At 60.2% G+C, this 20,563-nt stretch carries 19 protein-coding genes; 7 read left to right on the top strand and 12 right to left on the bottom strand.

Annotation, left to right across the window (positions count from 1 at the left end; genetic code table 11):
- Positions 1–137 precede the first annotated feature (137 nt).
- The 8 genes from PspR84_RS17430 to PspR84_RS17395 form a co-directional block, all read right to left on the bottom strand.
- Entirely contained in the window at positions 138–1,421 is a 1,284-nt protein-coding gene (locus PspR84_RS17430; RefSeq protein WP_160058497.1) for an FAD-binding oxidoreductase, read from the bottom strand.
- 147 nt (positions 1,422–1,568) lie between these two features.
- Positions 1,569–2,933, bottom strand: coding sequence for a glutamine synthetase family protein (locus PspR84_RS17425; RefSeq protein ID WP_160058496.1), 1,365 nt, complete (start codon positions 2,931–2,933; stop codon positions 1,569–1,571).
- Positions 2,934–3,341: 408 nt separating this feature from the next.
- The gene (chrA, locus tag PspR84_RS17420; protein WP_160058495.1) at positions 3,342–4,685 is read right to left on the bottom strand and encodes a chromate efflux transporter; all 1,344 of its coding nucleotides are present in this window, start codon (positions 4,683–4,685) and stop codon (positions 3,342–3,344) included.
- A gap of 240 nt (positions 4,686–4,925) precedes the next feature.
- Positions 4,926–5,387: a molybdopterin synthase catalytic subunit MoaE gene (gene moaE / locus PspR84_RS17415; RefSeq protein WP_160058494.1), complete on the bottom strand. Its 462-nt coding sequence runs from the start codon at positions 5,385–5,387 to the stop codon at positions 4,926–4,928.
- A 3-nt stretch (positions 5,388–5,390) separates the two neighbouring features.
- Positions 5,391–5,642 carry a MoaD/ThiS family protein gene (locus PspR84_RS17410; protein ID WP_160058493.1) on the bottom strand — a complete coding sequence of 84 codons (252 nt, stop codon included), beginning with the start codon at positions 5,640–5,642 and terminating at the stop codon, positions 5,391–5,393.
- Positions 5,639–6,124 (bottom strand): cyclic pyranopterin monophosphate synthase MoaC, encoded by a 486-nt coding sequence (gene moaC / locus PspR84_RS17405; protein WP_160058492.1) that lies wholly within the window; start codon positions 6,122–6,124, stop codon positions 5,639–5,641. The genes PspR84_RS17410 and moaC overlap by 4 nt, the downstream gene beginning before the upstream one ends.
- On the bottom strand, positions 6,121–6,966 hold the full coding sequence (fdhD, locus tag PspR84_RS17400) for a formate dehydrogenase accessory sulfurtransferase FdhD (RefSeq protein WP_160058491.1): 846 nt from the start codon (positions 6,964–6,966) through the stop codon (positions 6,121–6,123). Before fdhD ends, moaC begins: the two co-directional genes overlap by 4 nt.
- 216 nt (positions 6,967–7,182) lie before the next feature.
- On the bottom strand, positions 7,183–8,082 hold the full coding sequence (locus tag PspR84_RS17395; protein WP_160058489.1) for a LysR family transcriptional regulator: 900 nt from the start codon (positions 8,080–8,082) through the stop codon (positions 7,183–7,185).
- A 289-nt stretch (positions 8,083–8,371) separates the two neighbouring features.
- Here PspR84_RS17395 and moaB point away from each other — a divergent pair, with 289 nt between their 5' ends.
- Both moaB and glp read left to right on the top strand, forming a co-directional pair.
- On the top strand, positions 8,372–8,911 hold the full coding sequence (gene moaB, locus PspR84_RS17390) for a molybdenum cofactor biosynthesis protein B (RefSeq protein WP_160058487.1): 540 nt from the start codon (positions 8,372–8,374) through the stop codon (positions 8,909–8,911).
- The gene (gene glp / locus PspR84_RS17385; RefSeq protein WP_160058485.1) at positions 8,908–10,113 is read left to right on the top strand and encodes a gephyrin-like molybdotransferase Glp; all 1,206 of its coding nucleotides are present in this window, start codon (positions 8,908–8,910) and stop codon (positions 10,111–10,113) included. The genes moaB and glp overlap by 4 nt, the downstream gene beginning before the upstream one ends.
- A 403-nt stretch (positions 10,114–10,516) precedes the next feature.
- Here the strand turns inward: glp and PspR84_RS17380 are convergent, their stop codons facing one another.
- Together PspR84_RS17380 and moaA are read right to left on the bottom strand one after the other, a co-directional pair.
- The gene (locus PspR84_RS17380) at positions 10,517–11,413 is read right to left on the bottom strand and encodes a bestrophin family protein (RefSeq protein WP_160058483.1); all 897 of its coding nucleotides are present in this window, start codon (positions 11,411–11,413) and stop codon (positions 10,517–10,519) included.
- Between the two features lie 36 nt (positions 11,414–11,449).
- Complete coding sequence (gene moaA, locus PspR84_RS17375; protein WP_160058481.1) at positions 11,450–12,448, bottom strand: GTP 3',8-cyclase MoaA; 999 nt, start codon at positions 12,446–12,448, stop codon at positions 11,450–11,452.
- A gap of 355 nt (positions 12,449–12,803) precedes the next feature.
- Between moaA and PspR84_RS17370 the strand changes: the two genes are divergently transcribed.
- From PspR84_RS17370 to PspR84_RS17355, 4 genes are all read left to right on the top strand, one after another.
- Positions 12,804–15,128: an FdhF/YdeP family oxidoreductase gene (locus PspR84_RS17370; RefSeq protein WP_160058479.1), complete on the top strand. Its 2,325-nt coding sequence runs from the start codon at positions 12,804–12,806 to the stop codon at positions 15,126–15,128.
- 106 nt (positions 15,129–15,234) lie between these two features.
- The gene (locus PspR84_RS17365) at positions 15,235–16,638 is read left to right on the top strand and encodes a cytochrome ubiquinol oxidase subunit I (RefSeq protein WP_160058477.1); all 1,404 of its coding nucleotides are present in this window, start codon (positions 15,235–15,237) and stop codon (positions 16,636–16,638) included.
- Positions 16,639–16,641: 3 nt separating this feature from the next.
- A complete protein-coding gene (gene cydB, locus PspR84_RS17360) occupies positions 16,642–17,658 on the top strand; it encodes a cytochrome d ubiquinol oxidase subunit II (RefSeq protein WP_160058475.1) in 1,017 nt (338 codons plus the stop codon).
- Positions 17,645–17,800 carry a DUF2474 domain-containing protein gene (locus PspR84_RS17355; RefSeq protein ID WP_080762077.1) on the top strand — a complete coding sequence of 52 codons (156 nt, stop codon included), beginning with the start codon at positions 17,645–17,647 and terminating at the stop codon, positions 17,798–17,800. The genes cydB and PspR84_RS17355 overlap by 14 nt, the downstream gene beginning before the upstream one ends.
- Before the next feature lie 184 nt (positions 17,801–17,984).
- Here PspR84_RS17355 and PspR84_RS17350 read toward each other — a convergent pair whose 3' ends face one another.
- Positions 17,985–18,836, bottom strand: a complete 852-nt coding sequence (locus PspR84_RS17350; RefSeq protein ID WP_160058473.1) for a CAP domain-containing protein — start codon at positions 18,834–18,836, stop codon at positions 17,985–17,987.
- Between the two features lie 199 nt (positions 18,837–19,035).
- Between PspR84_RS17350 and PspR84_RS17345 the strand changes: the two genes are divergently transcribed.
- Positions 19,036–19,656 carry a cell wall hydrolase gene (locus PspR84_RS17345; protein ID WP_160058471.1) on the top strand — a complete coding sequence of 207 codons (621 nt, stop codon included), beginning with the start codon at positions 19,036–19,038 and terminating at the stop codon, positions 19,654–19,656.
- Here PspR84_RS17345 and PspR84_RS17340 read toward each other — a convergent pair.
- Positions 19,653–20,540, bottom strand: coding sequence for a LysR family transcriptional regulator (locus tag PspR84_RS17340; protein ID WP_160058469.1), 888 nt, complete (start codon positions 20,538–20,540; stop codon positions 19,653–19,655). The genes PspR84_RS17345 and PspR84_RS17340 overlap by 4 nt on opposite strands.
- Positions 20,541–20,563: the final 23 nt, after the last annotated feature.

Here is a 20,563-nt window from a genome sequence, read left to right as displayed (position 1 = left end):
AGCTCGCTCCCACAATGGATCTTCGGTGAATCGATAACCTGTAGGAGCTGCCGAAGGCTGCGATCTTTTGATTTTGATTCTTAAAAACAAGATCAAAAGATCGCAGCCTTCGGCAGCTCCTACAACTGGAGGGTGTGTCAGCGAAGTCGCTCAAGCATCTGGTAGTACCACATCCCGGCAGCCAGCAACGGATTGCCGAGCAAATCCCCCATCGGCACACGAATATGCTGGCACTGGGCAAACGTATCGAACTGCTCCATCTGCCCGGTGATCGCGCGGCCCATGATTTCACCCATGATGTGCGTCGTCGCGATGCCGTGCCCCGAATAGCCTTGGCAGTACCAGACGTTGTCCGAGAGCTTGCCCAGCTGCGGGATGCGGTTGATGACGATGCCCATCGCGCAGCTCCACTGGTAATCGATCTGCACACCTTTGAGCGCCGGAAAGGTTTGCTCGATGCACGGGCGCAGCTCGGCAGCGATGTCCCGTGAATCCTTGCCGCTGTAGTTGGCGCCGCCACCAAACAACAGGCGGCCGTCGGCAGTGAGGCGGTAGTAGTCGAGGACGAAACGGCAGTCGTAGACGGCCAGATCTTCCGGGTTGATCTGCTTGGCCAGATCGCCGAGCGGCGCAGTGGTGACGATGCCGCCCATGGCCGGAAAAATCTTGCCCTTGAGCTGCCCCGGTTCGAGCTTGTGATAGACGTCGCCAGCGAGCATCACCTGATAGGCATCGATTTGCCCGTGGGCCGTTCTCACCCCAGGCGTAGCGCCGTGAATGATCTCCAGCACTTCGCTGTTTTCAAAGATCAGCGCGCCAAGACTTTCCGCCGCCCGCGCTTCACCGATGCACAGGTTGAGCGGGTGCAGATGCATGTTGCGCGTATTCTTGATTGCGCCGTGGTAGAGATCGCTTTGCAGCAGATCGCGCACCTGACTGCGGTCGAGCAGACTGACCTCATCGCCCAATCCCCGCCGCACGGCTTCTTCGTAATCCTTGCGCAAGTCAGTCATGTGACTGGGCTTGTACGCCGCGTGTAAATGGCCGTGTTTGAGGTCGCATTGAATGCCGTATTTCTCGACCCGTTGCTGGATGATTTCATGCCCGCGCCAGCGCAGGTGCCAGATGAAGTCATCGACCTCGTCGCCGAGTTTCGGACGCATCTGTTTGCGCATTGCGCCGTCGCCGGAAAGGCTGCCGGTAACTTGTCCGCCGTTGCGCCCGGTGGCGCCCCAGCCGATCTTGTGGCTTTCGACGATGGCGACTTTCAGGCCTTTTTCGGCGAGTTCGACGGCAGTGGCGACGCCGGTGAAACCGCCGCCGATGATCACCACGTCGACCTTGTGCCGGCCTTGCAGGGTCGGGTAGTCGGTGTCCTGGTTGAGGGTGGCGGTGTAGTAGGAATTGCAGCGTTCGGTCATGTCAGTGTCCACACGAATTCTTAGGTTGTACGCGGTCCCTTGTAGGAGTGAGCCTGCTCGCGATAGCGGTGTGTCATTCACAGATGGTTTGACTGACATGGCCTCATCGCGAGCAGGCTCACTCCTACAGGGGGTAGGGGGGAGTCTTCAGGCCTCGGTGAGATACCAGCGCCAATCCTGCTCACCCACCTCGGCCATGAACTGCCGATACTCGGCACGCTTCACCGCCAGATACACCCCGAGAAATTCCTGTCCTAACGCATCCCGTGCCCACACCGAATTCTCCAGCGCCTGCAGCGACGTCAGCCAATCGGTCGGCAACAATTCCTTCGCCTGCGCATAACCATTGCCTTCAACCGGCGCACCCGGATCAAGGTCTTCACGAATGCCGCGATGAATCCCGGCAAGGATCGCTGCCGCGGCCAGATACGGGTTGGCATCGGCGCCGCAGATGCGGTGTTCGATGTGCCGGGTATTGGCCGGGCCGCCCGGAACGCGCAGGCTGACGGTGCGATTGTCGACGCCCCAGGTCGGCGCCAGAGGCGCGTAGCTGTTGGCCTGGAAGCGTCGATACGAGTTGGCGTTCGGGCAGAACAGCAGCAATGAATCGAGTAGCGAGGCGAGCATGCCGCCAATTGCTGTGCGCAGCAGCGGTGTGCCGGCCGGGTCTTCCGAGGCGAACAGATTATGCCCCGCGCCATCGGCCAGACTCACGTGCATGTGCATGCCGGTGCCGGCCAGGTCATCGAACGGCTTGGCCATGAACGTCGCCTGCATGCCGTGCTTGTGGGCGATGGCCTTGACCAGACGTTTGTAGCGCACCGCCTGATCCATCGCCTCCAGCGCATCGCCATGTTCGAGGGTAATTTCCACCTGACCCGGCGCGTACTCGGAGATCGCCGTGCGCGCCGGAATACCGTGCAGTTTGCAGGCGTTGTAGAGGTCGGCGAGGAACGGTTCGATCTGTTCCAGCTCACGCAAACCGTAGACCTGGGTGTGTCGCGGTCGACCACCGTCCGCGTCCAGTGCCGGTTGCGGGCGGCCGTTGTGATCGCGTTTGGCGTCGAGCAGGTAGAACTCCAGTTCGCAGGCCATCACCGGGTAATAACCCTCGGCCTTGAGGCCGTCTATGACTTTGATCAGCAAGTGCCGGGGGTCGGCGATGCTGGCGGGCATGCCCTCGGTCGGGTGCATGCTCACCTGCACGGCGGCGGTCGGAATCTTGCGCCACGGCAGGCGCACCAGACTGCCTTCCAGCGGATAGGCGCGGCAGTCGATATCGCCGACATCCCAGACCAGACCGGAGTTTTCGACGTCTTCGCCCTGCACGGTCAGACCGAGGATGGTGCTGGGTAGCGGCCGACCGCTTTGGTACACGGCGAGCAGTTCTTCGCGGTGCAACAGCTTGCCGCGTGGCACGCCGTTGGCGTCGAGAATGAACAACTCGATCATGTCGATATCGGGGTTCTGTTCAAGGAACAGGCGTGCGTCTTCGATGGCTGCGAATTTCATAATCAATCACTCACGATGGCGCCGCACAGGCGCGCAGATTCGGGCCGGACACGACGCGGCAATAGGCGTGGCTGTCCTGGCCGGGATATCAAGAAGCAGGGGGCTGTCGCGGTTTTTTAACGGGCGCGATCAGACAGACCGGGCGATATCCGGCGGGCGTGCGGAGTGACGCAGCTTGGAACGGCGCAGGGCCATGGGGAGATTGACGATACGATTCATACGCCGCCCCTGTGAGAGAGGGCGCGCAGGGTAGAGACGTTCAACGATTCTGCTTGTTGTGGTGACGTACTCATAACGCGTGTTTCCGTTGGCGGAAAACGTCGGTGGCGGGCTGACCCCGCCGACCGGTGTGCCCGGATAGTAAGGGGGAATTCGCGGGCGTGTAAACGGGAGATTCACAGGCCAGGTTCAGCGCATCAGGTGAAAGCCCAGCCCGGCGAGGGCGCAAACGATCAACACACTGAACACGCCGCGTTTGAAAACGAACAGCGCCAGCGCCGCTGCAACCGCCAACATCAGCGAAAACACATCCAGCGCCCCGGCGAACCCGTTTGGCCACAACACGTGATAAGCGAAAAAACACGCCAGGTTCACAATCACCCCGACCACGGCAGCGGTGATCGCCGTCAGCGGTGCGGTGAACTTCAGTTCGTTGTGCGTCGATTCCACCAACGGCCCGCCGGCGAGGATGAACAGAAACGAGGGCAGGAAGGTGAACCAGGTCACCAACGTTGCCGCCAGCGCCCCGGCGGCAAAGGCATGTTCGGGGCCGAACGCCGGTTGCACATAGGCGCCAACGAAACCGACGAACGCCACCACCATGATCAGCGGGCCGGGTGTGGTTTCACCGAGGGCGAGGCCGTCGATCATCTGCGTCGGCGTCAACCAGCCGTAATGCCCGACGGCGCCCTGATAGACGTAAGGCAGCACCGCGTAAGCGCCACCAAAGGTAAGCAGCGCGGCTTTGGTGAAGAACCAGGCCATTTGTGTGAAGGTGCCGTCCCAGCCGAACAATGCTGTCAACAACGCCATCGGTAAACACCAGAGCACCGCACCGATCAACCCTAGGCGCAGCAGCTTCGGCAGGCTGAAACGGGCGTGTTCCGGCGCCGGCGTATCGTCGTCGATCAATGCCGGGCCGAAGGATTTCTCGCTGTTGCGCGCACCACCGTTGCTGAACCGCTGAGGGGCGAAACGTCCTCCCAGATAGCCGATCAACGCAGCCCCGAGGACGATCAAGGGGAAGGGCACGTTGAAGGCGAAAATCGCCACGAACGAGGCGCCGGCAATCGTCCATAGCCAGGCGTTCTTCAATGCACGCGAGCCGATGCGATGCGCGGCGTGCAGGACAATCGCGGTGATCGCCGGTTTGATCCCGTAAAACACCCCGGCCACTGCTGGCACGTCACCGAAGGCGATGTACAGCCAGGACAACGCGATCAGAATGAACAATGACGGCAACACAAACAGCGCACCGGCGATGACACCGCCCCAGGTGCGATGCAGCAGCCAGCCGATGTACGTCGCCAGTTGCTGAGCCTCGGGGCCGGGCAGCAACATGCAGTAGTTGAGCGCGTGCAGGAAACGTTTTTCGGAAATCCAGCGCCGGCGCTCGACCAGCTCCTGATGCATGATCGCGATCTGCCCGGCCGGGCCGCCGAAACCGATGCAGCCGAGTTTTAGCCAGAAGCGCCAAGCCTGGCGCAGGGTGACGGGATCGGGGCGGGGCAGGTTGTTCGGCGCTGTGCTCAAGCGAGACTCCGGAGTTGGGTCCTGGCGGAGTGGCTATCTAATCAGACTTTCAACCCTCACCCCAGCCCTCTCCCAAAGGGAGAGGGAGCCGACCGAGGTGTCTGGCGTTATCCATCGACCTGAAAGATCGAGTCGATTATGGATTCAGAGCCAATCTTTCAAGTCGATGAATCTCTCCGATATCCCCCAATCAGTTCCCTCTCCCTCTGGGAGAGGGCTAGGGTGAGGGGCTTTTGCTCTTCAGGCATGTGCCAGACTCCAACGCAACGCCGCATCCCGATCGCTTTCCCGGCCCTCGACCCAGCGAGAACCCTCAGGCGTACTCTCACGTTTCCAGAACGGCGCACGGGTCTTGAGCACGTCCATGATGAACGCGCACGCCTCGAACGCCATATGCCGATGCTTGCTGCTAACCCCGACAAACACGATCGGCTCACTCACCGCCAACGCGCCGACCCGATGCACAATCTCCACCCCCAACAGCGGCCAGCGCTCACGGGCTTCTTCCGCGATCTGCTCGAGGGCTTTTTCGGTCATGCCCGGATAGTGCTCAAGAAACATTTCATTCACGCTCTGACCAATATTCAGATCACGCACATAACCAATGAAATTCACCACCGCGCCCACCCGTGGATTGCGCGCGTGCAGATCGGCCGTCAACTGGCCGACGTCGAAGCTTTTGTGCTGGACTCGAATAGCCATTGATCAACCCCCGGTCACTGGCGGAAAAAACGCGATCTCATCGAAATCTTCAATCGCCTGACTCGGCTGACACAGCTCCTGATTCAGCGCGCACATCAGATTCCCGGCACCGAGCACATCGCGCCACAGATCGCCTCGCTGCATAAGCATTTGCCGCACATCTTCAACGCTGCCCAATGCATCAGTCAGCGGAATTTTTTCACCACCCAGATTGAGCCGGTCACGGTAGCTGGCGAAGTAGTTGATCAGGATCATTGCGTGTCCTCCCATTGAAAGTGACCGGAACGGCCACCCTGTTTACTGAGCAGGCGGATGTCGCCAATGACCATCGCCCGATCTACCGCTTTGCACATGTCGTAAATGGTCAGCGCGGCGACGCTGGCGGCGGTCAACGCTTCGAGTTCGACGCCGGTCTGGCCGGTCAGGCGGCAGGTGCTGTTGATCTGCACGCGATCCGGTTCACAAGCCTTGAATTCGACGTGAATCGAACTGAGCAACAGCGCATGGCACAGCGGAATCAGTTCGTGAGTGCGCTTGGCAGCTTGTATCCCGGCGATCCGCGCCACCGCGAAGACATCGCCTTTCGGGTGCCCGTTGGCCTGGATCATCTTTAAGGTTTCCGGGCGCATCTGCACCCAGGCTTGCGCCGTGGCTTCGCGGCGGGTCGCGGCTTTATCGCTGACGTCGACCATGTTGGCGCGGCCCTGATCGTCGAGGTGGGTGAGGGTGTCGCTCATGCGGAATACTCCTGGATCGGGCTGTAAATTCGCGGGGCGTTGCGGTGCGGCACATGGATCAGATTGAGTCGATGCTTGAGTGCCCACCGCACAGTCAAAGCGGTTGGCGCGGACAGACTGACGAGGGTGCCGAGGCGCGCACGCACGGCTTTGTGAATCAGTTCGAGGCTGCAACGGCTGGTGACCACGACGAAGCCTTCAGCCGCATCGATGGCGTCGATCTGCATCGCGCCGATCAGCTTGTCGAGGGCGTTGTGGCGGCCGATGTCTTCGCGGCACAGCAGCGCTTCACTGTCGACGTCGAAATACAGCGCGGCGTGCAGAGCACCGCTGCTGCGCGCCAGTTGTTGAGCGGCTTCGATGCGTTGGCGGATGCCGTCGAAATGCTCGGCCGGCGGTAGCGGTGAAGGTTGCAGGATCTGCAGTTGCGGCAGCGCCTGCTCCAGTGCTTCAACGCCACAGATGCCGCAACCGCTGGTGCCCGTCATTTGCCGCCGGTGATCCTTCAAGGCCCAGAACGCCCGGCTGGAAATCTGCACTTTGGCCTGACAGGCCTGATCGAAATGCGTGAGGCGGATGTCGTAGATCTCGTCGACGCTGTCGATGATCGCGTTGCTCAGGCTGAAGCCACGAATGAAGTCTTCGAGGTTGCCGGGCGAGACCATCATCACCGCTTGGCTCAAGCCGTTGTAGCTGATGGCGAGAGCGATTTCCGCGGCCAGCGCGGCGTGGGAGATGGCGGCGTCGGGCAGGTATTCGCGAAACACCACCTGCGCCGGTTGCGGTGCTGGGGCGTTGGGTTCGGTAGTGGATTCTGTGAGGGTTTCGACGTGGCAGAGCATCTGAAAAGTCCCGAGGCGCTGAAGAGTGTTCAGGCTACGGGGGCGTTAAAAGTGCGTCCAATCGCTTGTTCTTATGTGGTGATTGCTTTGCTCGATCAACCAAAATATGTGTTGTCGGGTCAGGCCCCATCGCGAGCAGGCTCACTCCTACATTTGGAATGCGTTCCCCTGTAGGAGTGAGCCTGCTCGCGATGAGGGCCTGATATACGACATCAATTATTCGGCGGTCACCTCAACCCCAAACAACTTCCGCGCCTCGGCAAAACACTTCTCGGCAATCGCCGAGCGCGGCTCGGTCTTGCGCATCACCAGCCCCAGCGGCGCCAGCACGCTGGCATCCGGCAACTGCATGAACGACAGGTGTTCGATCGGCTCTTCCAGGCCACTGTCCAGCGGCATGATCGCGCAGCAGAAGCCCTGGTGAATCGCCTGCAACAGCTGATAAGTCGAGTCGCTTTCCATGATCGGCTGCGGGCTGAGCCCACGGCTGCGGAAGCTCAAATCGATGGATTTACGGTAATGCATGCCGGCGGTGATCATCCCCAGCGGCAGTTCGGCGGCGTCTTCCCAGCTCATTTCCGTGCCTTCGAACTGGAAGTGGCGGTTGTCGTAGAGCAGGCCGACGCGGGTTTCGCCGATCTCGAAAAACTCGAAATAGTTCGGGTTGACGTGGTCCAGGTAGCACACGCCGAGATCAAGCTGATTGTTGCCCAGCCCGGCAATGATCTCGTCGGAACTGAGCGACGACAGGCTGAACTTCAACTCCGGATACGTCCCCGACAACCCCTGAATGTAATTGACCGGATTGAAGCTGCTCAGCGGCACCAGACCCAGACGCAAGCTACCGACCAATTGCCCGCGACACGCCGCCGCTTCGGCGAACAGACCGTCGTGAGCCGCGAGCAAGGTGCGCGCCCAGGCCAGCACGCGTTCGCCAGCCTGGGTGAAACCTTCAAAGCGCTGGCCACGGTTGACCAGCACCAGATCCAGCTCATCTTCGAGATTGCGCAGGCGCATCGACAACGTCGGCTGGGTGATGTGGCAGCGTGCGGCGGCCTGGCCGAAGTGGCGGGTTTCGTCCAGCGCGATCAGGAACTTGAGTTGTTTGATGTCCACGATGGCACCTGCTCGATGGGGATTTTTTGATTGAGTATTGACGCGGATGCGCGAGACGCACGAAAAGCGCAGGGTGCGACGATCTCATCTGAACGATTGTTCGTCCAATCGGAAGTATTTAAGGCACTATCGATCAGCTCTATCAGGGCCGGTTTTTCTGGCCTTGAGCAACCTGAAAGGCACCGATAGAGCCGGTCGATAATGTGGTTGGCGAGAGTGATTAGACAGTACTCATAAGCGGCACTTAGGCTGCTCGGCAATGTTGATTGACTGCTGCCGGAGAACTGCCATGAGCGCCAAAGCCGATGCCCTGTTTGTCCCCCTGAATATTGCCGTACTGACGGTCAGCGATACGCGCGATTACGCCAGCGATACGTCGGGCCAATTGCTGGTCAGTCGGTTGCTTGAGGCCGGGCACACCTTGAGCGAGCGCAACTTGCTCAAGGACGATCTGTACAAAATCCGCGCTCAGGTAGCGAACTGGATTGCCGACGAAGGCATTCAGGTGGTGCTGGTCACCGGCGGCACCGGGTTCACCGGTCGCGACAGCACGCCGGAAGCGGTGGCCTGCCTGTTCGATAAGCAGATCGATGGTTTTGGCGAACTGTTCCGGGCAATTTCGATTCTGGATATCGGCACCTCCACTGTGCAAAGTCGCGCGCTGGCCGGGCTGTCGAACGGCACGCTGGTGTGCTGCCTGCCGGGTTCGACCGGTGCGTGCCGCACGGCGTGGGAAGGCATTCTTGCCGAACAACTGGATAACCGTCATCGCCCGTGCAATTTCGTCCCGCACCTAAAAGCCGTGCAAGCCTGCGGGCCACGCGGATGAGCAAAGCACCGTTGATGCCGGTCGAAGATGCCCTCGACCAATTGCTCGGCATGGCCAACGAGCAACGTCTGGCCGACAGCGAACTGCTGGCGCTCGACGATGCGCGTGGGCGGGTGCTGGCCAGTGATCTGGTGGCGACACTCGACTTGCCGCCGTGGCCGAACAGCGCCATGGATGGATACGCGCTCAATCTCAGCGATCTGCACCGACAGCCGTTGAAGGTCTCGCAAAAGGTTTACGCCGGGCAGGCACCGGACACGTTGCTGCCCGGCACCTGCGCACGGATCTTTACCGGCGCACCGCTGCCGCCCGGCGCCACCTGCGTCGAGATGCAGGAGAACGTCGAAGTGCTGGAGGACGGTCGCGTGCGCTTCTTGCAGCCGCTGAAGGCGGGGCAGAACATCCGCGCGCAAGGTCAGGAAAATCGCGTCGGCGATATCCTGCTGCGCGCCGGCAAACGCCTTGGACCGTTCGAACTGGCGGTCGCCGCCGGGCAAGGGCTGGCGCACCTGCACGTGGTGCGTCGCCCGCGTGTGGCACTGCTGTCGACCGGTGATGAACTGGTCGAACCGGGCCAGCCACTGCGCCCCGGCAGCATCTACAACAGCAACCGCGTGTTGCTCGGCCACTGGTTGCGGGAGCTGGGCTGCGAAGTGATCGACGCCGGCATCCTCCCGGATCGCCCGGCGCAGACGCGGCTCAAGCTTGAGCAATTGCAAGTGAGTGCGGATCTGATTCTGACTACCGGTGGCGTGTCTGCCGGTGATGCCGATTGCCTCGGACAGGTGCTGCGCGACAGCGGCAAACCGCTGTTGTGGAAACTGGCGATCAAGCCTGGCAAACCGTTGACGGTCGGGCATTTCGGCACGGTGCCAGTGATTGGTCTGCCGGGCAATCCGACTTCGGCGCTGGTAACGTTTGGCTTATTGGCGCGGCCGTATCTACTGCGCATACAAGGCGTTCAAGATGTCATGCCGCTGAGTTTCACAGTCAATGCAGGTTTCGACTGGCACAAGGCGGGCGGTCGTCGTGAATATCTGCGGGTGAGGCTTGAAGCGGGGCGTGCTGTGCTTTATCCCAATCAAAGCTCCGGCGTCCTGCTCGGCGCAACCTGGGCCGATGGCCTGGTAGAAATCCCCGAAAACAGCACGCACAACCTCGGCGACCCGCTGCGCTTCATCCCGTTCAACGAACTCTTCTAAACCGACAACACAAATCAAAACTTTGGGCGAGCTTGCTCGCGAAGGCGGAGTGTCAGTTGACATCGATGTTGGCTGACAGGGCCCCTTCGCGAGCAGGCTCCCACAATGGCTTTATGGCGGTCATCAATATCCGGGTGTAAATGCAAAACCTGTAGGAGTGAGCCTGCTCGCGAAGGCGGAGTGTCAGTCGACGAAGATGTTGACTGGGCCGGCCCCTTCGCGAGCAGGCTCACTCCTACAATGGTTTTGTGGTGGTCAACAATATCCGCGGTGTACGCAAAACCTGTGGGAGCGAGCCTGCTCGCGAAGGCGGAGTGTCAGTCGACATTGGTGTTGGCTTATACGGCCTCTTCGCGAGCAAGCTCGCTCCCACAGGTTTTCGGGGTGTCTGCAGAGCTGAGGGTCAACTTAGCACATAGTCCACCGGCTTCAGCGCCGGCGGTACTTCGGCGCCCAGTTCGGCGAGGATGTCACGTTCGATGGTGCGCACAAGTGCATCGGTGGGCAGGTCGTTTTCGTCGCGGCCGAAGGGGTCTTCCAGTTCATCGGCTATCGCATCCAGGCCAAAAAACGTATAGCTGACAATCGCCGTGAACAACGGTGTCAGCCAGCCCAGCGGCTCGGCCATGGCAAACGGCAGCAGGATGCAAAACAGGTAGATCGTGCGGTGCAACAACAGTGTGTAAGGAAACGGCAGCGGCGTGGTTTTGATCCGTTCGCACACCGCTTGCGCCTGGATCAGGCTGGTCAGGTGATTGGCCAATAGCATGTAGCGCCATTCAGTCAGCTCACCGTTCTGATGCAGATCGGAACACTGCTGGCCGACCGTCTGCAAAATGCGCCCGCTGTAATCCGGCGTCTGCGGATCGGGTTTCGGCATGACCCATTGGCTGCTGGCGTCCGCTTCGCTTTCCTTGCGCAGCCGCGCATTCAGCGCATGAGCAAAGCCACACAGATTGAGCAGCAACGGCTTGCGCTCAGCCGATTCACGGATCACATGGGTTTCACGAATCACCGAGCGAATGTGCACGATCACTTCGCCCCAGGCCTTGCGCGCCTCGTACCAGCGGTCATAACAGGCGTTGTTGCGAAAATTCATGAAGATCGACAGCGACAAACCCAACAACGTAAACGGCGTGGCGTTGACCTTGGTGAAGTTGCTCGGATGAAGGATTTCCACCAGCACGATGGCCGAAGCCAGCAGGGTGACCATCAGCGTGCGCATGGCGATGCGCTTGGCGATCGAACCCTTGAGGGTGAAGAGAATGGCGAACTGGTTGACCTTGGGTCTGATGATCATGCTGTGCTGTTCCGATAACCGATGAAACTGGCGGGATCAGCCGCCGGTCATGTTCATGAAGCGCACAACCTGAACATCGTCGTTCACTTCGAAATTATGTCGATACGGCTTGAGCTTCATCGCCTCGACAATAGCTTTCTCCAGCCGCTGCGGTTGCCCCGGATGGGCGCGCAGCACCGCTTTCAGATCTACCGAATGCTCGTTACCCAGACACAGTAGCAGGCGCCCTTCAACGGTGAGGCGTACGCGGTTGCAGTTGCCACAAAAGTTGTGGCTGTGCGGCGAGATAAAACCGAGGCGAATCTCCGGCGCCTCGGCCAATCGCCAGTAGCGCGACGGACCTTGAGTCGATTCCGCCGAGTCGATCAAGGTGTAGCGTTCGGCAATCTTTTCCCGCACTTGCGCGCTGGAGAAAAACGACTCGGCGCGACTGTGTTCGCTGATGATCCCCAGCGGCATCTCTTCGATGAAAGAGACGTCGAGCTGCCGATCAATGGCGAAACTGACCAGATCGTTGATCTCCTGATCATTACGGCCCTGCATCACCACCACGTTGAGTTTAGTGCGGGTAAAACCGGCCTCGCGCGCGGCATCGATGCCGTTGATCACCTGCGCCAGATCGCCGGTGCGGGTCATCTGTTTGAAGCGCTGCGGATCGAGGCTGTCGAGACTGATATTCAGGCGTTTGACCCCGGCGTCGAACAGCTGCGCAGCGAGTTTGCCCAGTTGCGAGCCGTTGGTGGTCATGCACAGTTCGCGCAGACCGGGCAGGGCGGCGATCTGCTCACACAACTTGACCACGCCCGGACGGATCAGCGGCTCGCCACCGGTAAGGCGAATCTTGCGCGTACCGAGCGCTACAAAGCTCTGCGCCAGTTGATAGATCTCTTCCAGGGTCAGAACTTGCTGGCGTGGCAGGAACTGCATGTCTTCGGCCATGCAATAGACGCAGCGGAAGTCGCAGCGGTCGGTCACCGACATGCGCAGATAGTCGACGCGGCGGTTGTAACCATCGATCAAGACACGCTCAGACATGACAGCCTCGCAGGAATGAAAACCACTGTGGAAGGGGTTTGGTCAGCGCAGATTATGAGCAACTTTCAGTGCTGTCCAATCACTGTTAATGAACAGCTGATTGATGCCGTCGATGATGAATTATTTTTCGCCGAAAGTTGCTCCGTTAGTTTCGCAAGGCCCCGTAAATAAAGGGTTTTTAGCCGTGATAGATGCTTTCGATAAGGCAGTCATTAATAGCGATTAGACAATGTTTTGTAACGGTTAATATCCTTGCCCCGGCAAACCCAACGACCACTTTGCAACCTTGAAAGTCGGCCGTCGCTGTTTAACCGAATCAGGTTCATGCCTGTGTGCATCGTCATGGAGAAGTCCCATGTCACAAGTCGACCGTTACAAACCCTACAAAGGCGCCGCTGCCGGTTGGGGCGCTGTCATCAGCCTGACAAAAAGCTGGCTGGGCAGTGAAAACGCCCTGAAAAACATTCGGGCCATGCTCAAGACTAACCAGAACGGCGGCTTCGACTGCCCGGGTTGTGCCTGGGGCGAGGCGCCCGGCGCGAGCATGTTGAAGTTCTGCGAAAACGGCGCGAAAGCGGTGAACTGGGAAGCGACCGGGCGTTTGGTCGACCCGGCGTTCTTCAACAAGTACACGGTGTCGAGCCTGGCCGAGCAGAGCGACTACTGGCTGGAATATCAGGGCCGCCTGACCCACCCGATGCGCTACGACGCGCGGGTCGACCGCTATGTGGAAATCAGTTGGGCAGACGCTTTTGCGCTGATCGCTGATCACCTGAAAAACCTTGATTCGCCGCATGAGGCCGAGTTCTACACCTCCGGACGTGCGAGCAACGAAGCGGCGTTTCTCTATCAATTGTTCGTGCGTGCATTCGGCACCAACAATTTCCCCGACTGCTCGAACATGTGCCACGAAGCGAGTGCGGTGAGCATGATCGAAACCCTTGGCGTCGGCAAAGGCACCGTGGTTTACGAGGACCTGCATCACGCCGATGCGATTTTTGTGATCGGCCAGAACCCCGGCACCAACCATCCGCGCATGCTCGAACCGCTGCGTGAAGCGGTAAAGCGCGGCGCCCAAGTGGTCTGTATCAATCCGCTGAAAGAGCGTGGCCTGGAGCGTTTCCAGAACCCGCAGAACCCGCTGGAAATGCTCAGCAACGGCTGGGAAGCGACCAACACCGCGTATTTCCGCCCGGCGCTGGGCGGCGACATGGCGATGATTCGCGGCATGGTCAAATTCCTCCTGCAGTGGGAACGCGAAGCTCAGGCCGCTGGTGGCGAACCGGTGTTCGATCACGCGTTCATCGCCGAGCACACCACAGGCCTCGACAGCTATCTGGCTGAAGTCGAGGCAACCAGCTGGGAGCACATTCTCGAGCAGTCCGGCGTGCCGCTGCATGACATCGAACTGGCCGCGCGCATGTATGGCCGCGCCAAGAGCGTGATCATGTGCTGGGCCATGGGCCTGACCCAACACGTGCACTCGGTGGCGACCTTGCAGGAAGTCATCAACCTGCAACTGCTGCGCGGCAACGTCGGCCGTCCGGGCGCAGGTCTGTCGCCGGTTCGCGGCCACAGTAACGTGCAGGGCGACCGCACCATGGGCATCAACGAACTGGCGCCGAAAGACTTGATGGACGCGCTGGAAAAGCGTTTCAACTTCGACGTGCCGCGCATGCACGGGCACAACACCGTCATGGCGATCGGCGCCATGGAGCGTGGCGAAGCCAAGGTGTTCATCGGTCTGGGCGGCAACTTCGCCCAAGCCACGCCGGACACCCCACGCACCCACGCGGCCATGCGCAAACTCGACCTGACCGTGCACATTGCGACCAAGCTCAACCGCAGCCACTTGGTGACGGGTCGCGACGCGCTGATTCTGCCGTGCCTCGGGCGTACCGACATCGATATCCAGGCCGAAGGTCCGCAAGGCGTGACTGTTGAAGACACCTTCAGCATGGTGCATTTGTCGTTCGGTCAGTTGAAGCCGAAGTCGGCGCACTTGAAGTCCGAGCCAGCGATTATTGCCGGGATCGCCGCCGCGACGTTGGGCAAGCACCCGATCGATTGGGAGTGGGTGGTGGGCGACTACGGGCGCATCCGCAACCTGATTGCCGACGTGATCCCGGGCTTCGAGAACTTCAATGAAAAACTGTTGATTCCGGGTGGTTTCCACCTCGGCAACGACGCCTCGGATCGGGTCTGGAACACCGCTAGCGGCAAGGCCCAGTTCACCCCGTGCGTGCTACCGGAGCACTTGATCAGCGAGGGCGTGCGCAACCTGCCGGTCAAGCCGCATCTGATCCTGCAAACCATGCGTTCCCACGATCAGTACAACACCACGCTGTATGGCCTCGATGACCGTTATCGCGGGGTTTACGGCATGCGCGAAGTGATCTTTGCCAACGAGCAGGACATCCAGCGCTTGGGCTTCGAACCGGGGCAGAAGGTCGATCTGGTGGCGCTGTGGGATGACGAACGTGAACGTCGGGTCAGCGGTTTTACCTTGATCGCCTACGACATTCCAGCAGGGCAAGCAGCGGCGTATTACCCGGAGACTAACCCTCTGGTACCGCTGGAAAGCTACGGCGACCGAACCTACACGCCGACTTCCAAATTCGTGGCGATCCGCCTCGAAGCCGCGAAGGTCAGCAACCTGATCCCGTCGTCGGTGGCGTAAACCGCCACTCATAAAAACATTGGCAATTTGACTGGCTGCAGGCGTTCGCGTCTGGCGGTGGCCCGGGTTCGTGCTGCCGCTTTTCAGCCTGGATGAGGACATCATCATGTTCAATCTGGAGGCACTGGACCTGGCGCGACTCCAATTCGCGTTCACGGTTTCGTTCCACATTATTTTCCCGGCGATCACCATTGGCCTGGCGAGTTTCCTCGCGGTACTCGAAGGCCTGTGGCTGAAAACCCGCAACGACACGTACCGCGATCTCTACCATTTCTGGTCGAAGATTTTTGCGGTCAACTTTGGCATGGGCGTGGTTTCGGGGCTGGTCATGGCGTACCAGTTCGGCACCAACTGGAGCGGTTTCTCGGATTTTGCCGGGAGCATCACCGGGCCGTTACTGACCTATGAAGTGCTGACCGCATTCTTCCTTGAGGCCGGGTTCCTCGGGGTGATGCTGTTTGGCTGGAATCGCGTCGGCCGTGGCTTGCACTTCTTCGCCACGGTGATGGTCGCGATCGGTACGTTGATTTCGACGTTCTGGATTCTCGCGTCGAACAGCTGGATGCAGACGCCACAGGGCTTCGAGATTGTCGATGGTCGGGTGATGCCACTGGACTGGCTGGCGATTGTGTTCAACCCGTCGTTTCCGTTCCGTCTGGCGCACATGGCGATTGCCGCGTTCGTCACTACGTCGTTCTTCGTCGGTGCGTCGGCAGCCTGGCATTTACTGCGCGGCAACAACACCGCGCCAGTGCGCAAGATGTTTTCCATGGCGTTGTGGATGGCGTTGATCGTGGCGCCGATTCAGGCGGTGGTCGGTGACGCTCACGGGTTGAACACGCTGGAGCATCAACCGGCGAAGATTGCCGCCATCGAAGGCCACTGGGAAAACGCCGACAACGGGCCGACGCCGCTGGTGCTGTTCGGCATTCCTGATATGCAAGCGGAGAAGACCAGATATGCGTTGGAGATTCCCTGTCTCGGCAGCCTGATCCTCACCCACAGCCTCGATAAGCAGATCCCGGCGCTGAAGAGCTTCCCGAAAGAAGACCGGCCGAATTCGACCGTGATTTTCTGGAGCTTTCGCGTCATGGCCGGGTTGGGGATGTTGATGATTCTCGTGGGTTTGCTCGGTCTGGCGTTGCGCCGGGGCGGCAAGCTTTACCGGCATCGAGGCTTCCAGCGTCTGGTGTTGTTGATGGGGCCGAGCGGCTTGATTGCGCTGCTGGCCGGTTGGATCACCACGGAAGTCGGGCGTCAGCCGTGGGTGGTGTATGGCTTGCTGCGCACCCACGACGCGGCGTCGCATCACTCGGTGGCGCAGATGAGCACCTCGCTGGCGTTGTTCGTGGTGATCTATTTCACGGTGTTCAGCGTGGGCATCGGCTACATGATGAAACTGGTGAAAAAAGGTCCGCAGCCGCACCACGAACATCCGCCTGCGGGCGATGAATTGCAGACGCTGCGTCGACCGATTTCAGCGGCTATCGCCCCTATGAAGGAGCATTGAGTCATGGCTATTCAAGGTATCGATCTCTCGTTGATCTGGGGAGTGATCATCGCCTTCGGGGTGATGATGTACGTGATCATGGACGGCTTCGATCTGGGCCTGGGAATCCTGTTTCCACTGATCCCGGATGAGCAGGAACGCGATGTGATGATGAACACCGTGGCGCCGGTGTGGGACGGTAACGAGACGTGGCTGGTGCTCGGCGGCGCGGCGTTGTATGGCGCGTTTCCGCTGGCGTACGGGGTGATTCTCGAGGCGTTGTATCTGCCGCTGATCCTGATGCTTTGCGGGTTGATTTTCCGCGGCGTGGCGTTTGAGTTTCGCTTCAAATCCTCGCCGCAAAAACGCCATTGGTGGGACAAGGCGTTTATCGGTGGTTCGTTGCTGGCGACGTTCTCCCAGGGCGTGGTGATTGGCGCGTACGTGTCCGGGATTCCGGTGGTTGATCGGCAGTTTGCCGGTGGCGGTCTGGACTGGTTGGCGCCGTTTCCGCTGGTGTGTGGCGTGGGGCTGGTGGTGGCGTATGCGTTGCTCGGCAGCACCTGGTTGCTGGTCAAGACCGAAGGGATGCTGGAGTCGCGGATGCGTCTGTTCACCCGGCCGCTGGCCTTGCTGTTGATGGCGATGGTGCTAGTGATTGGCGTGTGGACGCTGCAACTGCATCCGGAACTGGCAACGCGTTGGTCAACCCACGGGCATCTGCAGGTGTTTGCCGGGTTGGTGGTGTTGGCGTTGCTGGCGCTGTTCGGGTTGCTGCGCACGTTGCGTCAGCGGCATACGCATTGGCCGTTCGTGTTTACGCTGGTGCTGATGTTGCTCGGTTACATCGGCCTGGCACTGAGCATCTGGCCGAACATCATCCCGCCGTCGGTGAGCATCTGGGCCGCCGCGTCACCGCCTTCGAGCCAGTTGTTCGCGCTGATTGGCGCACTGTTCATCCTGCCGGTGATCCTGATGTACACCTTCTGGAGCTACTACGTATTCCGCGGCAAAGTGAGGATTGGCGATGGCTACCATTGATTCGCGCGAAGTGAAAAACAGTCGCTGGTACAAGCGGCTGGGGTGGCTATTGTTGATCTGGCTCGGCAGTGTGGTGTCGCTGGCGGTGGTCGCCAGTCTGCTGAAACTGGCGATGTATGCGGCGGGGATGAGGACCCATTGACCATAAAAAACCGGAGCATGGCTCCGGTTTTTTATTGCCGCCGATCTTGAGGTCACTGACTACCCCCTGTAGGCCTTCGCCTGCTCGCGAAGGCGGCAGGTCAGACAACATTGGTGTTGAATGTAATGGCCTCTTCGCGAGCAGGCTCGCTCCCACAGGTGTTGTGGTGTTTTTGCGATTGGGCTTACTGGGCGCCGAACATCGCGGTCCAGTAGATGCCGGCACTGCTTTTCGGGTCGGTCGCGTAGGCGGCGCCGAGTTCCTGGTATTGCGGGTTCATCAGGTTGGCGCAGTGGCCGGGGCTGGTGAGCCAGCCTTCGACGACTTTGTGCACGGTGTCTTGGCCGGCGGCGATGTTTTCGCCGACCAGTTGCCCGCTGTAACCGGCCAGTTCCGCGCGATCGCCCGGGGTGCGGCCGTCACGGTCCTTGTGATCGAAGTAATTGTTGTTGGCCATATCGCGGCTGTGATCCTGGGCGATCGTGCCCAGTGTCGCGTTCCAGGCCAGCGGTGCGGCAGCGGCGAACGCCTGACCGCCACACTGACGCGCCTGACTGCGGGCGACGTTGAGTTCACTGAGCAATTTCTGCCCCTCACTTTGCGCATCACCGAGCTTGGCCGACAGCAGCGGCCGCGCCAGGACAATGCGCCAGTCACGGTCGTCGCGGCTGACACCGACATCGACAAACTGCGGATCCAGCACCACCTGACAGAAACTTTCCTGAATCGCCTTCATCGCCGACGCCGCATCACGCGGGCCGTTGAGCGTGATCGCCTGCACATTGACCATCGGATAACTGGCGCTGGCCATGGCTTGCTGAAGATCGACAGCACCGGTGGCACGTAATCTCAGCCGTGGATCAGCCGACAGTGGTGACAGTTCATTCGATGCCTGCGATCCGCAACGCTGAGGTTGGCTGCGGTAGCTGTTGATCGACTCGATCAATTGCGACTCATCGCCGGCCAGCGCCGGGATGGCAAACACAACGCCCACGGACAACGCGGCAAGACGCAAAACAGATGGCATGAAGCGCATGGAAATCTCCCTTGAGCTGAATGCGCCCATGATGCGCGAAAGGCCCCCGGTGAGTGCAATGTCTTTTTTCTTCATTCAGCGGTTTTCCTGCGCAACTTTGCCTCTGGATTTGCCGTCTACACTCACCGAAGGCCCCGGAAACCGGGTGTCTCCCCGACGTAATACCTTGCCCGACTCGGGCGCTGCCGGAAGAACAGACATGGGATTGAAAGGCTGGGCGGGTTGTCTCGTATTCACCCTGTTGGCAGGCTCTGCATGGGCCACCGATCAGGCCCCGATCAAAGCGAAGGCTGAAGAAAAAGCCCAAGTGCTGGAAGAAAAAGCGGCGGACAAAGTCAGCGCCGCACCGGCACCGAAAACCGAAGCGATCACCCCGACCGAAGTGCAAGCGGTCGATCCGGCCGGCGCGGCGCCGCTGGACGATCCGATCACTTGCCTGGCGCGCAGTATCTACTGGGAAGCCAAAGGCAAGGACACGCCGGAAATGGAAGCCGTGGCCAGTGTGGTGATGAATCGTCTCGGCCACGAAGGCTTTCCCGACACGGTCTGCGCTGTCGTCAAACAAGGCTCGGAAAGCAAGAGCTGCCAGTTTTCCTGGTGGTGCGACGGCAAGCCGGATCAGGTCAAGGAAGATGCCGAATACACGCTGGCCAAGGATATTGCCCGCAAAGCGCTGAACCGCCAGCTCAAGGATCGCACCAACGGCGCGCTGTATTTCCACGACCGCAATGTGCATCCGAGCTGGGCCAAGGAATACCGCAAGACCGCCGAAACGAAAAAATTCCTCTTCTATAAACCAGCAGGTGGCGATGCGCGTTAAGCGCAGACCTGCCGTACACAATCGCGCAACCAGCGATGCGCCGGGTCAGCGTCCATGCGCGGATGCCAGAGCATCGACACGCTGATGTCCGGCATCGCAAAGGGCAGGGCGAAACTGTGCAGGCCCGTGCGCAGTTTGCTGGTATGACGCTGCGGGACCGTGGCGATCAGCTCTGATTCACGCACCAGCGTCAGCGCCGCCGAGAATCCACCGAATGAAGTGACGATGTCCCGCGTCAGTCCGAACGCGAGTAAGGCTTCGTCGACCGGGCCACTGCTGCGCCCGCGTCGGGAGATCAGAATGTGCTCGCCGCCGGCAAAGCGCTTGCTGGTGATTTTTCCCGTGCTCAAGGGATGCCCCTCACGCACCACACCAATCCACTGATCCTGAAACAGGATGCGGCTGTGCAGCGTCGGGTCGGTGCTGTCATCGACCACGCCGGTTTCCAGATCGACGCGGCCCTCGCGCAGCGGCGTGCTGTCCTTGTCGGCTTTCTGCACAAAACGCAGACGCACACCAGGCGCCTCTTCGGCGATACGCGCGAGCAGGGCGGCGGCGAAGGTTTCGACAAAGCCGTCGGTGTTGCGCAGGGTGAAGGTGCGTTGCAACCGGCTGGGGTCGAGCACTTCGGCTGGCCGTAAAACCGCTTCGGCGTCCTGCACCAACAGACTGACTCGCTCGCGCAACTCCAATGCACGCGGCGTTGGCACCAGGCCCCGCCCCGCGCGCACCAGCAACGGATCACCGGTGGTTTCGCGCAGACGGGCGAGGGCGCGACTCATGGCCGAAGGGCTCAATCGCAGGCATTTCGCGGCACGGACGACGCTGCCTTCGCGCAGCAAGACGTCGAGGGTGATCAGCAGGTTCAGATCCGGAGTGCTCATGATATGGCGTTCTGTGCAGGTAT

The sequence above is a fragment of the Pseudomonas sp. R84 genome (assembly GCF_009834515.1).
In the GTDB taxonomy this organism is placed as follows: domain Bacteria; phylum Pseudomonadota; class Gammaproteobacteria; order Pseudomonadales; family Pseudomonadaceae; genus Aquipseudomonas.
The sequence above is the reverse complement of the archived record's forward strand: the minus strand, read 5'-3'. Positions and strand labels throughout refer to the sequence as shown.